The organism is Streptomyces sp. NPDC057900, from assembly GCF_042887885.1.
Taxonomy (GTDB): Bacteria; Actinomycetota; Actinomycetes; order Streptomycetales; family Streptomycetaceae; genus Streptomyces.
Genome location: NZ_JBHVOI010000001.1, coordinates 108,995 through 125,463, shown reverse-complemented (window position 1 = coordinate 125,463; position 16,469 = coordinate 108,995). Strand labels below are relative to the sequence as shown.

At 73.2% G+C, this 16,469-nt stretch carries 7 protein-coding genes; 4 read left to right on the top strand and 3 right to left on the bottom strand.

Annotation, left to right across the window (positions count from 1 at the left end; genetic code table 11):
- Positions 1 to 240: 240 nt before the first annotated feature.
- Entirely contained in the window at positions 241 to 8,349 is an 8,109-nt protein-coding gene (locus tag ACFVQ0_RS00405) for a type I polyketide synthase (RefSeq protein ID WP_390083075.1), read from the top strand.
- Here the strand turns inward: ACFVQ0_RS00405 and ACFVQ0_RS00400 are convergent.
- The 3 genes from ACFVQ0_RS00400 to ACFVQ0_RS00390 form a co-directional block, all read right to left on the bottom strand.
- Complete coding sequence (locus tag ACFVQ0_RS00400; protein ID WP_390083073.1) at positions 8,324 to 10,612, bottom strand: FAD-dependent oxidoreductase; 2,289 nt, start codon at positions 10,610 to 10,612, stop codon at positions 8,324 to 8,326. The two genes, ACFVQ0_RS00405 and ACFVQ0_RS00400, sit on opposite strands and share 26 nt — an antisense overlap.
- 74 nt (positions 10,613 to 10,686) lie before the next feature.
- Entirely contained in the window at positions 10,687 to 11,646 is a 960-nt protein-coding gene (locus tag ACFVQ0_RS00395) for an aldo/keto reductase (protein ID WP_390083071.1), read from the bottom strand.
- Positions 11,643 to 13,556, bottom strand: a complete 1,914-nt coding sequence (locus ACFVQ0_RS00390) for a hypothetical protein (RefSeq protein ID WP_390083069.1) — start codon at positions 13,554 to 13,556, stop codon at positions 11,643 to 11,645. Before ACFVQ0_RS00390 ends, ACFVQ0_RS00395 begins: the two co-directional genes overlap by 4 nt.
- Before the next feature lie 136 nt (positions 13,557 to 13,692).
- On the opposite strand from ACFVQ0_RS00390, the gene ACFVQ0_RS00385 reads away from it, so the two are divergent.
- The 3 genes from ACFVQ0_RS00385 to ACFVQ0_RS00375 all read left to right on the top strand — a co-directional run bounded on the left by ACFVQ0_RS00385 (position 13,693) and on the right by ACFVQ0_RS00375 (position 16,407).
- Positions 13,693 to 14,517, top strand: a complete 825-nt coding sequence (locus ACFVQ0_RS00385) for an amidohydrolase family protein (protein ID WP_390083067.1) — start codon at positions 13,693 to 13,695, stop codon at positions 14,515 to 14,517.
- Between the two features lie 100 nt (positions 14,518 to 14,617).
- Entirely contained in the window at positions 14,618 to 15,616 is a 999-nt protein-coding gene (locus tag ACFVQ0_RS00380) for an acetylxylan esterase (RefSeq protein ID WP_390083065.1), read from the top strand.
- Positions 15,617 to 15,672: 56 nt separating this feature from the next.
- Positions 15,673 to 16,407, top strand: a complete 735-nt coding sequence (locus tag ACFVQ0_RS00375) for a GntR family transcriptional regulator (RefSeq protein WP_390083063.1) — start codon at positions 15,673 to 15,675, stop codon at positions 16,405 to 16,407.
- Positions 16,408 to 16,469: the final 62 nt, after the last annotated feature.

Sequence of the window (16,469 nt, the reverse complement as noted above, 5' to 3'; positions counted from 1 at the left end):
GGACAGCGGCAGCAGACGCGGATCCGCTGTAGGCCGCTGCGAAAAGGGTCAGCATCGGTCCGAACCGAGGGAAGCGGAACAGGTACCGGAGCGGCACGGACGGGAAAGCGCCGGCCACCGGGCGCTCCGACCGCCGCGACCCGCCAACACGCCTGGTTCGAAAGGGTGACGGGTTCACCCGACTGCCGATCCATACTGGACCAACATCAACTACCGCCCGAAGAGGATGTGTTCGTCCCGGTGACTTCACGCGTAGCCCCGATCCGGCCACTGTCCGAGCTGCTCAGGGAGCACGCGCGCGGTATCGGCTCCAAGGTCGCCTTCCAGGACTCCGAGTCCCGGGTGACCTACGCGGAGCTGGAGTCGCGGACCGGCCGACTGGCCGGCGGGCTCACCGGACTCGGACTGCCGCACGGTGAGCGGGCGGCGATCTTCCTCGGAAACCGCGTCGAAGCCGTGGAGAGCGTTCTCGCCGTCACCAGAGCGGGCGCGGTCGGCGTGCCGATGGACTCGCGGAGCACCCGGGCCGAGCTCGCCCACATGCTGGACGACAGCGGAGCCCGGGTCGTCTTCACCGACCGGCCTCATCTGGGCACGCTGCGGCCGCTCCTGGCAAAACGCCCTGACCTGACCGTGGTGCTCGTCCACGCGGGAGGCGACGGCGCGGCGGCCGATACCGCCGGCACGTTCTGCTACGAGGACCTGGCCGCCACCGAACCATCGGTCCCCGCTCCGGACGACCTCGGGCTCGACGAGGCGGCATGGCTGCTCTACACCTCCGGCTCGACCGGCAGCCCCAAGGGCGTGCTGTCCACCCAGCGCAACCGCCTGTCGACCGTGGACGCCGGTCTCGTCGGCGTCCTCGGCATGTCGTCCGACGACCGGCTGCTCTGGCCGCTGCCCCTCCACCACGCCATGGGCCAGATCCTCTGCGTCATCGGGGTGGCCGCGACCGGGGCGTCCGCCGTCCTCCTGCCGAGGTTCTCCGTGCCGGACGTACTGGCTGAACTGCGCCGGACGGACGACCCGTTCACCCTGCTCGCCGGTGTGCCGACGACGTACGGCAAGCTCCTCGACGCCGTACGCGACGAAGGGCTGGGGGCCCCGGCGCTCCGTGGCTGTGTCAGCGGAGGCGTGGCAGCGGCGCCCGCCTTCCGGCGGGACTTCGAGGAGACGTGCGGGGTCCCGTTCCTTGAGCACTACGGGAGCACGGAGGCGGGGCCCGTCACCATGCCGGTGCCCGGCGCCGCCCGTCCGGCGGGCTCGTGCGGCCGGGTCCTCCCGGGCACCCGGGCACGTGTCGGCGACGGCAGCGCGAGCAACGGCGAGGCCTCGGGGGAGGGCGAGCTGTGGGTCTCCGGGCCCGGGGTCATGGCCGGGTACCACGGCCGGCCCGAAGACACCGCGGAGGTCCTGCGCGACGGTTGGTACCGCACCGGCGACCTCGCCCGGATCGACGGCGACGGCGAGGTCACCATCACGGGCCGGGTCAGCGAGCTGATCATCCGCGCCGCCGAGAACATCCACCCCTCCGAGGTGGAGGCGGTGCTGCTGTCCCTGCCGGGGATCAAGGACGCCGCCGTGGCCGGCCGGCCCGACGACGTACTCGGTGAGGTGCCGGTCGCCTACCTCGTGCCGCGGACGCCCGGCTCGCTCGACAGGCGAGCGGTCCTGGCCGCCTGCCGTGAGCACCTGTCACCGTTCAAGGTCCCCGCCGCCCTCTACGAGGTGGCGGGCATCCCGCGCACCGCCTCCGGGAAGACCAGGAGGTACGCGCTCACAGAGCTGCCGGCCAGGCCCCTGGAGGAGGCGGTGGGCACCACCTCGCCCCCGGGGGCAGGAGCGGTGGATCTGCCGGCTCTGGTGCGGGGCGAGGTCGCCGCCGTACTGGGCTGCGCCGTCGAGGAGGTGGAACCGGGGACCGCCTTCCGCGACCTGGGCCTCGACTCGCTGACGTCGACCGTGCTGGCCGGCCGCCTCTCGGCGGCGACCGGCCTCACCCTCTCCGAGGCCGCCGCCTTCGAGTTCCCCACCGCACGGGAGATGGCCGCCCACCTCGGGGCGCGGCTCACCGGCGAACAGGCAGGCGACGCGTCCGCCCGTACACACGCGGACGGCACGGACGACGACCCCGTGGTGATCGTCGGGATGGCGTGCCGCTTTCCGGGCGGTGTGGAGTCCCCGCAGGACCTGTGGCGGCTCGTCGACGACGGGACCGACGCCATCACCCCGTTCCCCACCGACCGGGGATGGGACATCGACGGGCTGTTCGACCCGGACCCCGGGAAGGTCGGCCGGACGTACGTGCGTGAGGGCGGCTTCCTGTCCGGGGTGGACCGTTTCGACCCGGCGTTCTTCGGCATCTCGCCCCGCGAGGCCCTGGCGATGGACCCGCAGCACCGGCTGCTCCTCGAAGTCGCCTGGGAAGCCTTCGAACATGCCGGAATCGACCCCGGCTCGGTGCGAGGGACACCCACGGGCGTGTACGCCGGGCTGATGTACAGCGACTACGCCGACCGGTTCGCCCGCACACCGGAGCAGGTCGAGGGCCACCTCGGCATCGGGAACGCGGGTAGCGTCGCCTCCGGGCGCATCGCCTACACCCTCGGCCTGGAAGGGCCCGCGATCACCGTGGACACGGCGTGCTCGTCGTCGTTGGTGGCCCTGCACCTGGCGGCCCAGACGCTGCGCAGGGGCGAGTGCGCGCTCGCACTGGCCGGTGGCGTCACGGTCATGTCGGGGCCCAACTCCTTCGTGGAGTTCAGCAGACAGCGCGCGCTGGCCGCCGACGGCCGCTGCAAGGCGTTCGCCGCGTCAGCCGACGGCACCGGGTGGGCGGAGGGCGCCGGAATGGTGCTGGTGACCCGGCTGTCCGAGGCCCGGCGGGCCGGGTACCGGGTACTGGCCGTGGTACGCGGCTCCGCGGTGAACCAGGACGGCGCGAGCAACGGCCTGACCGCACCGCACGGACCGGCCCAGCAACGGGTGATCCGGCAGGCCCTGGCCGACGCGCGGCTGGAGCCCGCCGAGATCGACGCCGTCGAGGCGCACGGCACCGGCACCCGGCTCGGCGACGTCATCGAGGCGGAGGCCTTCCTCGCGGCCTACGGGCGGTCGGGGCCGAGGGAGAACCCGCTGTGGCTGGGCTCGGTCAAGTCGAACCTCGGGCACACTCAGGCCGCGGCGGGCATGGCCGCCGTGATCAAGATGGTCCAGGCGATGGAGCACGGGGTGCTGCCCCGTACGCTGCACGCCGACGAGCCGACCCCGAGGGTGGACTGGTCCTCCGGGGCGGTGTCACTGCTGACCCGCCCGGTGCCGTGGCCCCGGACCGGCCGCCCCCGGCGGGCGGGCGTGTCGTCCTTCGGGATCAGCGGGACCAACGCCCACGTGGTACTCGAACAGGCGCCGGAGGAGGACCGGCAGTCCCCGGACAGCGGCCTCCCGGCCGGACGGGAGACCCCGGGGCGGGCCGTGCCGTTCCCGCTGTCGTCGAGGAGCGCCGACGGGCTCCGGGCACAGGCCCGACGGCTGCGCGCCGAAGTGGCCGCCCGCCCCGGTACGAGCCTGCTGGACCTCGGATTCTCCCTGGCCACGACCCGCGCCGCCTTCGAGCACCGCGCGGTGGTGGTGGCCGCAGAGCGGGACGGGCTGCTCGCCGCCCTCGACGCCGTCGCCGAAGGGCGGCAGCGACCGGGAGTGAGCACCGGCGGCCCCCGCCCGGCGGGCCCGGTCGTCTTCCTGTTCACCGGTCAGGGCAGCCAGCGCGCCGGAATGGGCCGGGAACTGTACGAGACCCATCCCGTCTACGCCCGCTCCTTCGACGAGACCTGCGCCCTGCTGGATCCGCTGCTCCCCAAGCCGCTGCGGGAGGTGGTGTTCACGGACGCGGGCGCGGACGCGGAAGGACCGGAGGGAGAGGGCCTGCTGCACACCACTCGGTACGCGCAGCCCGCGCTCTTCGCCCTGGAAGTGGCGCTGTTCAGGCTGCTGGAGTCCTGGGGCGTACGCCCGGACCTCGTGGCGGGGCACTCCGTGGGAGAGCTGGCGGCCGCACACGCCGCCGGGGTGCTCTCCCTCCCCGACGCCTGCACACTGGTCGCGGCACGGGGCCGTCTGATGGACGGACTGCCCGAGGGCGGGGCGATGGCCGCGGTGCGGGCGGAGGAGAAGGAGATCGCCGCGTACCTGGCCGGCCGGCAGGGGAACGTGGACATCGCGGCGCTGAACGGCAGCTCGGTGGTCCTCTCCGGCGACGAGACCGCGGTGCTCGATGCCATGGCGCACTGGCGCGGGCAGGGCCGCGAGACCACGCGGCTGCGGGTGAGCCACGCCTTCCACTCCGTACGCATGGAACCCATGCTGGACGCGTTCGCACAGGTGGCCCGGGGGATCGGCTACTCCCGGCCCGTGGTTCCCCTGGTGAGCGCGGTGACGGACCGGCCCGCCACGGACGCGGAACTCAGCTCGCCGGGCCACTGGGTGGACCACGTACGCCGTCCGGTCCGGTTCGCGGACTCGGTGCGGCTCCTGCGGGAGCGCGGCGCGACCCACTTCGTGGAACTCGGTCCGGACGGCGTGCTCTGCGGCATGGTGCGTGACTGCCTGTCCGGTGACACCTTCGCGCCCGCGCCGACGACGGACGCGGCCGCGCCGGAGCCGCTGGCCGTCCCCACCCTGCGCGGGCGCCGGCCGGAAGCCGAGGCGCTGCTCAACACCGCCGCCGCACTGCACGCCCAGGGTGTGCGCATCGACTGGCACGCGGTCTTCGCCGGACGCGGCGCACGCCGTACGGAACTGCCCAGGTACGCCTTCCAGCGCGGGCGGTACTGGCTCGAAGCCGACCGGCCGGAAGCCACGGCGGAGTTGGACACCGCGTCCCATCCGTTCCTGCGCTCCGCCACGTCGACAGCCGACGACGACGGTCTGCTGCTGACCGGTCCGCTGTCGCTCGGCGGCCATCCCTGGCTGGCCGGCCACGTGGTGCTGGGCGCCGTGCTGCTGCCCGCGACGGCGTTCGTGGACATGGCGGTCCACGCGGGAGACCGGGTGGGAGCCCCCGTCCTGGAGGAACTCACCCTGACCGCGGCCCTGTCGCTGCCCCGCGACGGAACGGTCGAGCTCCAGGTGAAGGTGGCACGGCCGGACGCGCACGGCAGGCGGGCCGTTGCCTTCCACGCCCGGCCGCACACCCCCGGGTACGACGGGCCCTGGACCCGCCACGCCTCCGGGACCCTCGCGCCCCAGGAACTGCCGGAGCCACCGGCCGCGCCCGGCCCGTGGCCGCCCGAGGGCGCCGTCCCGCTGCCGCTCGACGCGGAGTCCGGCGAGGACTTCTACGACCGGCTGGCCCACGGCGGGCTCCGCTACGGCCCGGCCTTCCAGGGCCTGCGGGCCGCCTGGCGGCTGGGCGACGACATCCTGGCCGAGGTCTCGCTCCCGCCGGGGGAACACAGCGACGCCGGCCGGTTCACCCTGCATCCGGCCCTGCTGGACTCCGCGCTGCACACCCTGATGCTCGCGGGAGCCGCGCCGGACGACAGCGGGGTGTCCCTGCCGTTCGCCTGGAGCGGTGTACGGCTCCACGCCTCCGGTGCCCGACGGCTGCGGGTGCGGGTCTCCCCGACGGCGGAGAACGGGGCACGGCTGGAGCTGGCCGACGGCTCCGGAACCCCGGTGGCCACGGTGCGCTCACTGATCCTGCGACCACTGCCCCGCGAACAGCTGAACGCGGTCCGGGCGCACGACGACTGCCTGTTCCGGCTGGACTGGACACCCCTGCCCGCGCCCGCCGCCGCATCCACCGCGCAGGCCACCTGGGGTCTCCTGGGCGAGCCCGGCCCGCGACTGCGCGAGACACTCCTGCGGTCGGACGTCGGGCCCACGGCGTACCCGGACGTCGCCTCCGCGGGCGCCGACGCACCGGCCGTCGTCATCGCCACCCCGCCGCTCACCGGGACGGACGGGGCGGACCGCGCGGCGGCCGCGCACCGCACCGCCGGATGGGCGCTGCGGCTCGTCCAGGACTGGCTGGCCGACGAACGCCTGGCCGACTCCCGTCTGGTCGTCGTCACTTCGGGCGCCGTCGTCACAGGGGCGGAGGCGGACGGCCGCGCCGCGACGGGCGACGACACTCTCGTCTGCGCGCCGGTATGGGGCCTGATCCGCTCGGCCCAGACGGAGAACCCCGGCCGTTTCGCACTCGTCGACACCGACGACAGCCCCGCATCCGCACAAGCCCTGGCGCGGGCCTTGGCGAGCCCGGAACCGCAGACGGTCCTGCGGGACGGAGTCGCGTACGTACCCGAACTGGTACCGGCCCCCCGGACGGCGGCGGACGAAGGACCGCCGCGCCGGCTGGATCCCGAGGGGACCGTCCTGATCACCGGAGGCGCGGGCTCCCTCGGCGTCTCCTTCGCCCGCCACCTCGTGGCCGAGCACGGCGTACGCCACCTGCTGCTCGTCGGCCGGCGCGGCGCCGACGCGCCCGGCGTCGCCGAACTGAGCGCGGAACTGGCCGAGCTGGGTGCCGAGGTGACGGTGGCCGCGTGCGACGTCGCCGACCGCACCGCGCTCGCCGCTCTCCTCGCGGACGTCCCGGACAGGCATCCGCTGACCGGTGTGGTGCACACCGCGGGCGTGCTGGACGACGGCGTGATCCCGGCGCTCACCCCGGAGCGCCTGGACCGTGTGCTGCGGCCGAAGGTGGACGCGGCGCTCGCTCTGCACGAGTTGACCCGGGGCAGCGACCTGGCCGTCTTCGCCCTGTTCTCCTCGGTGGCGGGGGTGTTCGGATCGGGCGGCCAGGGCAACTACGCGGCGGCGAACTCCTTCCTGGACGCGCTGGCACAGCACCGCGGGAGCATCGGCCTGCCCGGCACCTCCCTCGTCTGGGGCCCCTGGCGCCAGAGCGGCGGAATGACCGCGGAACTGCGCGGCGCGGACCTGCGCCGGATGGCCCGTACCGGCCTCGTCCCGCTGCGGACCGAAGAAGGCCTCGCGCTCTTCGACACCGCCGTCGGCAGCCGGGACGCGGTCCTGGTCGCGGCCCGGCTGAACCCGGAGACGAGCGCCACCCCCGGGGCGCCGCTCTCCCGCATGCCCGGCCACCGGCCCGTCCGCAGGGCCCTCCCGGAGCCGCGGGGCGGCGATTCCCTGCCGGAACGGCTGGTCGCCACGCCCTCCGGCGAACACGGCGCACTGCTCCTGTCGGAAGTACGGAAGGAGGCCGCGGCCGCACTCGGCTACACCGAGGGGGAGTCCGCGGTCGAGGCGGACCGGCCACTGGCGGAGCTGGGCCTCGATTCACTGGCCGCGGTCGAACTGCGTAACCGGCTCGCGAAGATGACGGGGCTGGCCCTGCCGGTCACGCTCCTGTTCGACCACCCCACACCGCGTGCGGTCGCCGCCCACCTGGCGGAGCAGTTCTCCCGGACTGCCCCGCGGACACCCGCCACCGCGCCCGCGACACCGGCCGGTGCGACGGGCGGGGAACCGACCGGGAGCACGGCACCCGGCGGCGGCGCCGACTCACTGTCCGCCCTCTTCCGCACGGCCTGCGCACGGGGCAGGGCCTGGGACGGCATGGCACTGCTGACGATCGCCTCCCGCTTCCGCGAGGTCTTCGACAGCGCGGAAGCCCTCGCAACCCCGCCCGCGCCCGTCACCGTCGCCACCGGGCCCGCCCTGCCCCGGCTGATCTGCTTCCCGGCACTCAGCGCGCTGTCGGGCCCGCACGAGTACGCCCGGTTCGGGCTGACCCTCCAGGGCCGGCGGCACGCCTCTGTGCTGCCGAACCCGGGATTCCTGCCGCACGAGGCGATGCCCGCCACACTGGAGGCCTTCGTCTCCGCGCAGGCCGCCGCCGTCCTCGCGTGCGCGGACGGCGAGCCGTTCGCACTGCTGGGACGCTCGGCCGGGGGCTGGGTGGCACACGCCGTCGCCGAGCACCTGGAACGCACGGGTACCGGCCCGTCCGGCGTGGTCCTGATCGACACCTTCCCCGGCGACAGCGGAAGCAGAGCCGAGGACGGGCCCGCTCTCTCCGCGATGACCGTCGGAATGCTCGACAAGGCCGCCCGGTTCGCCTCGGCCGAATCCGACCGGCTCACGGCGATGGCCGGATATCTGGAGCGGTTCTCCGGCTGGGAACCGGCGGAGCTGTCGGCACCCACGCTCTTCGTCCGCGCCGGGGACCCGCTGCCGGGCATCGAGCCGGCGGCCGGCTGGACCCTGCCGCACACCGAAGTCACCGTGCCCGGCGACCACTTCACCGTACTGGAGGAACACTCCCGCACGACCGCCCTCGCCGTGCACGAATGGCTCAGCGGGCCTCGCCGTACGCCTTGAGCGCGCCCACATGTGCGCGTGGTGCGCCGTGTGTCGCGTCGACCACCAGGCGCAGCGCACGGGTGCCGACCGGGGCGGCGAGCCGGTGCACGCGGTGGCGGCGCCGGTTCGCCGCCTCCGCGACCAGCGTGGCCCAGGTCCCGTCCGGTGCCAGCGCCTGTACGCGATAGGCGCGTACGAGCTCCGGCATCACCTCGAACGGGGTGCGGTGCCTGTGCAGGTTGTTGAGGTACTCGTCGACGTCGTCGTCGAAGACCACACGTACCTCGGTGAGCGTCTGCTCCCGGTCCCAGTCCAGCCGCAGCCAGGTGGTGTCCGTACCCGCGCCGGGCAGTGTGTCGGAGGACCACATGTTCGGTCCGCCGTAAGGGCGTTGGAATCCGCCGACCGCCTGGGCGGGGGTGAAGGCCCGGGTGTCGGGGGAGAGCCGGAAGCAGAACGTGTGGCGGCGCAGGCCGCGGGCCTGCCACTCCAGCACGGCCTGCCCCTCCTCCTCCGGGATGTCGTGGTCGACCGCCGCGTCCCCCTCGGCCCTGCGGCGCAGCGCGAGCACCCCGTCGGTGCGGTGCGGCACGAGGACCAGAGCGGCTCCGGGGAGGGCGCGCACGATGACCACGGCATTGTGCGCGGCCGGCGGTCGGTGGCCGAAGCGCGCGGTGACCCAGTGCGGTCCGCCGGGCGGCACCGCCACCGTGGTCGTCGTGAGGTGTCCCTGGGGCACGGCGTTCTCGGGGCGCCCGGTGTCCCACAGCTCGACGGTGAGTTCCGCCGGTGCGGAGTCGCCGTGGACGAGCAGGTCGACCGCCTCCACGGAGGGATCCGCCGGCAGGAGCAGCGCGAGGTCCCGGTCGAGCGGGTACCGCTCACCGGGCTCCGCGGCGGTCGGCTCGGCCGCCAGCCGGGACAGGTGGCAGGAGGCCGTGGCCACCGCGCCGAGCGCCAGGTTGCCGGGGTCGTCGTCGGCGATCCCGATGACGGAGGCGTCCTGCCGGAGCAGCGTGCGCCGCACGGACTCCGGCTCCTTCAGGGCCAGTTCGCGCGGGGACAGCCCGGTGCCGACACACAGGGCCGCAGCCGTCCCCGCGGCCTCGCCGAGCGTGGCGCAGGTCGCCATCACCCGGGTCGCGCCGAACGCGATGTGCGTCGCGGAGATGTTCCGCCCGGCGAACAGCAGGTTCGACACGTTCACCGAGTACAGGCAGCGCAGCGGGATGTGGAAGACGCCGTCCGCGTACCGCTGGCGGGCACCCGGCTCGTCCGCGTACATGCCCTGGACCGGATGCAGGTCGACCGACCAGCCGCCGAACGCGACCCGGTCCTCGAAGGACCGCTGCTCCAGGATGTCCTGCTGGGTCAGGACGTGGTCGCCGACGAAGCGCCGGTACTCGCGTTTGCCGGGGAGGCTGCCGACCCACTCCAGGGTGAGGTTCTCCGCGTCGGGGAATTCGCCGGAGTTCTTGATGTGGTCCCAGATCCCGAGCACGACCCCCTGGAGTTCGTCGCGGATGCGCTCGTTGTCGTGGACGGTGTCCAGCTCCCCGCCCCACTCGATCCACCAGTAGTCGCAGCCGTTGTCGCCCGTGCGCAGCACCCGGTTGCGCGGGATCGGGGTGGCGGCGAGGTCGCGGGCGTACGCGGGCGCCACGAACTTGACCGGGTGTCCGGCGTCCTTGGTGTGGAAGAGGATCGTGGAGCCGAGCAGCGCGTCGTCGGCCTCCTCCGGCGCCCACGGCTCCGCGTGCTCGGCGCGCGCCTCACGGCCGATGCGGTAGCGGGCCCCGGCCAGATGACCCAGCAGCCCGTCGCCCGTGCAGTCGAGGAACTGCTCCGCCCGGAAGGTGATGCGACGCTCCGAGCCCATCATCCAGCCCGTGCAGCTGTGCACCTTGCGCGCGTCGGCCGGGCCGTCCGCCTCGGCCTCGCGGACGTCGGTGTTCAGGTACAGGTCGAGCAGGGGCTCGGCGAGGACCGCGTCCAGGACGACCTGGTCCCAGTAGTACGGGTTGCCCTCCGGGTTGCGGTACTGGTTCTCGGTGTACAGCTCGCCCATGATGCCGCTCTCGCGCGCCCACCGGTGCACCCCGTGTGCGGTGGCCCCGCATACCCAGACCCGCACCTCGCTGCTGGAGTTGCCGCCCAGGACGGGGCGGTTGTGAATCAGGGCGACACGGCGCCCGAGCCGGGCCGCGGCGACGGCCGCGCAGACGCCCGCCAGCCCGCCACCGACGACGACGATGTCGTGCCGGGTCTCTTCTTCGCGCACGGTAGGGGACTCCTCTGTGGAACGCGACGGGATACGAGGGGAGAGGGGGTGTGCGGCGGTCCGCCGCCGGCCCGTTACGGGACGAGCTCCCGCGGTACGAAGCCCTCGTCGGCCAGGGACCGCCACAGCTCGGCGGGTACGGGGAAGCGTGCGGCGGCCACGTTCGCCGTGACCTCGTCGGCGGACCGGCAGCCGAGGACGACCGAGGTGACGGCCGGGTGGAGGGCGGGGAACTGCACGGCGGCCGCCGTCAGCGGCACGTCGTGGGCGGCGCACAGCTCGTGGCAGCGCCGGGCTCGGGCGAGGGTCTCCTCGGGGACCGGGCGGTAGTTGAACATGGCGCCGGGGGAGGGGTCCGCGAGCAGCCCCGTGTTGAACACGCCGCCGACGACCACCGCGGTGCCGGTCTTGGCGCACAGCGGCAGCAGGGTTCCCAGCGCCTCGTGGTCCAGCAGGGTGAACCGGCCCGCGATCAGCACGACGTCGACGTCGTACTCCGCGACGTGGGCCGCCATCGGCGCGCTGTGGTTCATGCCGAAGCCGATGGCCCGCACCAGCCCCTCCTCGCGCAGCCGCCGTACCGCCGGATACGCGGTGCGCCGCACCTCGTCGAGGAAGTTGTCCGGGTCGTGCAGATAGAGGATGTCGATGTGGGAGCGGCCGAGGCGGGTCAGGCTCGACTCCAGGGAGGCGCGGATGCCGCGCTCCGACCAGTCGGGGACGACCTCGCCCGGGGAGCCGTCGGGCCGGGGCCGCAGCAGCCATCCGGTCTTCGTCGAGAGCACCGGCTCGCTCACCCCGGCGGGCCCCAGGAGCCGGCCGAGCCGTTCCTCTGCGAGGCCGTGGCCGTAGCGGGGCGCGGTGTCGAAGTAGCTGATCCCGGCGTCGCCAGCCGCGCGGAGCGTCCGCGCCGCCGCTTCCTCGCTCACCTCCGTGAACAGGCCGCCGAGCGGCGCGGTGCCGATGCCGAGGCGGGGCAGCTCGAAGGGCAGCCGGGTCGCGCCCCGGTCTCCGGTGAAGAACGCGTCGCTCACGCCGTCTCCCAAGGTGACGCGCAGGCCGCACGGGCGCCGCGCACGGACATGGTCAGGGTCAGCCGGACGCGGGTCGCGGCGGGAAGTTCGACGCGGCAGTACGGCCCGTCGACCGGCACCGGGGCTCCCTCGTCCACGCGCGCCGTCCGGATCAGGTGCTCGGCGAAGGCGCCCGCCTGTACGAGCAGGGACCGCGCCGACGGTCCGGTGTTCACCAGCTCGACCACGGTGTTGCCGGGCCGGATGTCCGTCACCAGCGCCGCCGTGTCGGACGGCAGTCCGGGGCGGCGCTCGGTGGCGTCGTGGTAGCGCAGGTGCAGATGGGTGAGGCCGCCGTTGTAGAGGATCTGCGGCGAGCCGGTCGTCAGCTGGAGCAGCGCCTCCGTGACCACGGGGTTGAGGTGCTGCCAGTGGTGGATGCCCAGCGCGTCGGGGCCGGTGGCCGGGTCCAGCGGATCGCTCTCGATCGCCGCCACCCGCTCCGCGCTGGACGCGAGGGCGGAGCTCAGCATCCGCTCGGGGAAGTCCGGATTGCGCCCGTGCAGGAACTCGTACCAGGGCTCCTCGTGGCCCGCCTCGTCCTTGATGCGCTGCGTGTGCACGGCCGACCAGTCCCAGCCGGAACCGGCCCTGAGCAGTTCGAGGCGTTCCCGGTCGGACTCCTCGCGGCTGAAGTGCCAGAGGGCCATGGGGAGCTGGGTGGGCATCACGGTGTGGTCGAACCAGCCGGAGTCGTTGTGCCGCTGCGGCACCATCAGGGTCCGCTCCGCGGTCATGGACCGCAGGTGCGGATCCCAGCGCTCGCCCAGCGTTCCCCGTTCGTCCGGGCGGCGCTGCTCGGACTGGCGCAGCACCGCGTCCAGCGGGTTGCGGGCGAGGTCCAGATAGCCGCGCTCGCCGGTCAGGAACGCCGCGTTGGTGGCGCCGACGAGGGCGCCGGAGGCGACGGAGGACAGTCCGTGCGGCCAGGACCAGCCGTAGTGGCCGCCGTACCAGCGGCCGCCCAGGTGCCCGCCGACGGTTCCGTCGAGCCCCACGTTGTCCGGCAGCACGTCACGCCCGGCGAGCCGCTCCTGCCAGGCGCCGGTGTACGCGGCGACCCAGTCGGCGTAGCGGCGGTCCCCGGTCAGCAGGGACGCGTTGGTGGCGAGCCCGGTGGCGGCCAGGTTCACCAGGGTGTCGCCGCGCCCCATCCGGTCCCACATCGCCCGGCCGTAGGCGCGCGCCCGCTCCGGGTCGGCGGCCAGCTCGTCGAAGTGCGTGACGCCGTCGATGCCGTCCAGCGGCAGACCGTACGGGCGCAGCGCGAGGCTCCACGGGAAGAAGGCGTCCTCGTCCGCGAACCCCCAGCGGGGCCCCTCCGCACCGTTGTGCGGGGCGCGCACGATGCGGTGGCCGGCGTCGTAGTTCGGCCCGTCCGGCAGGTAGAGGTCCGCGAACCGCGCCGCCAGTCGGCGCAGCTCCGGGTCGGCCGGGTCGGCCAGGCACAGGCCGTAGAAGAGCAGCAGGCCCTCGCCCTGGTGGAACCAGTCGTAGCCGCGCTCGTACCCGTCGACCAGCATGTTCATCTCGGTGAGCTGCGCTGTCACCCCGCGCCAGTGCCGGCGCGCCGCGGGCAGCAGGTCCGCGCTGCCGCCGAGGAGGTACAGCGTCGGCCAGTTGAAGAACGGCTCGTAGAAGTCGTCCACGCCGTCCCGGCCGTCGAGTCCGACCCCGAGCCGGTCACGGAAGACCAGCCGCCCGTCGTCCTCGGTGTAGCGGTCGGAGAACAGCCGCCACGCCTTGTCCAGTGCGGCGAACAACTCCCTTTCGAGTAGCGCCCACCGGGGCACCTCGGTCACCGGCCGGACCGCGTACAGCACCGGCCCGTGCGCTGCCGGCGCCCCGTTCGACCTGTCGACCCCGCGCATTCACGACTCCTGCCTTCGAACCGACATCAGGACCATCGGGCTCAGATAATCGCCCATCGATAGCCGATGGCTAGACTCACCGGCATACGGCCGAGGTGTCAATACGCCGGACCCGGCCGATATGAGGAGGACGATCGTGATCGACTGCCATGTCCATGTGTGGGACCCGGCCGAGGGGTTCCCGTGGATCCGCCCCGGGACACCACTGCACCGGCCTTACGCGGAAGCCGAGTTGGACGCGTCCGGGGCGGGGCTCGGCCTGGCCGGCGCGATCCTCGTGGAGGCCTCACGGGGCGATGCCGCAGAGACGTACGCCTTGCGGGAACTGCGCCGGAGGCGGCCGGACCTGATCGCCGGTTACGTGGGCAACCTCCATGTCCACGGCGAAGCCGGACCCGACGCGTTCCGCGCGCTCCTGGACGAGTCCGGCGACACCCGCCCCAACGGAATGCGCCTCGGCGGACCGGACTGGGCGAGCACCCCCGAGCCGGCCCGTGCCCTGGTCACGGTGCTGGCGGAGACCGGGCTCGCCCTTGAACTCAACCTGTACCGGGGTGCTTTGAGGTCCGCCGCGGAAGTGGCCGAACGCCATCCCGGACTCGCGGTGGTCGTGGACCACTTGGGCAACCCGCCGCACCTGGTCACCGGTGATCCGGGGGAGTGGTACGCGGACCTCGAACGCGCCGCACGGGTACCCAACGTCCATGTGAAGATCTCCGGCCTGCTCACCCAGCAGCACGGCGTTCCCGACAGTCAACTCGCGGGCCTGGTAAGGCACGTGGTGGACACACTCGGTCCGCAGCGCTGTCTGCTGGGCTCCGACTGGCCCATCTGTCTGACGCGTGGCACCCGCGCCGGATCGCTCGCCGCCTCGCGCGCCGGACTCGCACACCTCACCCCCGCGCAGGACCGGCAGCTCTCGCGGACCACCGCCGAGCGGGTGTACCGGCTGCGCGGTTGACAGCCTTCGCGGCACCCTGATTCGATTCTCTCGATGATCGATAGGCGATGACAGTGGCTCGCAGCCGGCCCCGCCGGCCCGACCGACGCGGAGATTCGACATGGCTTTCTTCGACCTGCCCCTCGACGAGCTGGAGAAATACCGTCCAGAGCTGCCCGAACCCGCGGACTTCGACGCGTTCTGGCAGGAGACACTCGCCCAACAGGACCCGGACGACGTCGCGGTCACCTGGACCCCCGTGCACAACGGCCTGGCCACCATGGACACGTTCGACGTCACCTTCGCCGGATACGGCGGCAGCCCCGTACGAGGCTGGCTGCATCTGCCGGTGACCCGGACGGGACCGCTGCCCGCTGTCGTCCAGTACCTCGGCTACAACAGCGGTCGCGGGGCCCCGCACGAGTGGCGGCTGTGGGCGGACGCCGGGTACGCGCACTTCGTCATGGACACCCGCGGCCAGGGCTCCGAGACCCCCGACACGGACCCCGCGTCCGGCGACATCGCCGCCCCGGGCTTCCTCACCCGCGGGGTGCTCGACCCGCGCCGCTACTTCTACCGGCGCCTGTACACCGACGCGGTGCGCGCGGTGGCAGCGGTCCGCAGCCACCCGGAGGTCGACCCCGCCCGCGTCGCGGTCGCCGGCACCAGCCAGGGCGGCGGCATCGCGCTCGCCGCCGGGGGACTCGTCCCCGACCTGGTTGCCGTCCTGCCCGACGTGCCGTTCCTCTGCCACTTCCCGCGCGCCACGACGCTCACGGACAAGCCGCCGTACGCAGAGGTCGCCCAGTTCGTGAAGTCGCGCAGAGAGCACGCGGCGACCGTCAGCCGCACCATGGCCTATTTCGATGCGGTCAGCCTCGCGCGCCGGGCGAACGCCCCTACGCTGTTCTCGGTGGGGCTCATGGACCACATCTGTCCGCCCTCCACCGTGTACGCGGCGTTCAACCATTACGGCGCGCTGCGGAATGTGGATCAGGCCGACAAGGAGATACGGGCGTACCCGTTCAATGATCATGAGGGTGGCGGCCCCGCCCACGAAGTCGTCAAACTGGAATGGCTGGGGAAGCAGTGGGGAAAAGCACGCGCATTCCATCGATAGGCGATGAGCGCGTATAGTGTCCCAACTGGCCTCCCCCAACGCAGGAATGGGAATTCATGGCATCGAACGCGTCGGCGGGATTCGACTCCACACTGGCCACCAACAAGGACCGGTTCCGAAAGGCCCTGATCTCCGACCAGGTGTACGAGCTGCTGCGGCAGGCCGTCGTCGACGGTGACCTCGCCCCGGGCGACCGCGTGGTCGAGTCCGAGATCGCGCGACGGCTCGGGGTCAGCCAGGCGCCCGTCCGGGAGGCGGTGAAACAGCTGGCCCGGGAGGGCCTGCTGATGCATGTGCCGCGTCGCGGGCATTTCGTCGTAGAAATCTCGGAACAGGACGCTGAATACGCGCGCCAGGTCCGCGAGCCGCTCGAACGGCTCGCTGCTCAGCTCGCCGCGCAGCACATCACGAAGGATCAGCTGAGCGAACTCGACGCGCTGGTCGAGCGGATGCGCAAAGCCGTGACGGTCAAAGACGTGGGTGTCTTCAGGGACGCCGACATCGAGTTCCACACACTGGTCAGCCAGGCCGCCGGAAATCCGTTCCTGGAGCGGATGTGGGAGGTCATCGAGCCCAGTCTGCGCACCCTGCGGGCCATTTCCGACCCGCTGTTCGCCGGCGACTGGTCCGCGATGGCCGACGAGCACGGCCGCCTGGTCAGCCTGCTGCGCGACGGGGACGGCGAGGGGGCGGCCATCGCGTTCGCCGACCACGCGGCCGGCCGGGGTCCGGTTCCGGACGGCCGCGCCACGAAGAAGCCGCGCGGGAAGGCCGCCACCGCCCGCGACTGATGTACCGCAGGCAGAAGGGGGAAGGCCCGGACCGAGAGGTCCGGGCCTTCCCCCTTTGCGCG

Bases quoted from the DNA above. Each gene is read 5' to 3' on its own strand.
- ACFVQ0_RS00380 (WP_390083065.1), top strand. From the start codon at position 14,618: ATGGCTTTCTTCGACCTGCCCCTCGACGAGCTGGAGAAATACCGTCCA.
- ACFVQ0_RS00390 (WP_390083069.1), bottom strand. From the start codon at position 13,556: ATGCGCGGGGTCGACAGGTCGAACGGGGCGCCGGCAGCGCACGGGCCG.
- ACFVQ0_RS00375 (WP_390083063.1), top strand. From the start codon at position 15,673: ATGGCATCGAACGCGTCGGCGGGATTCGACTCCACACTGGCCACCAAC.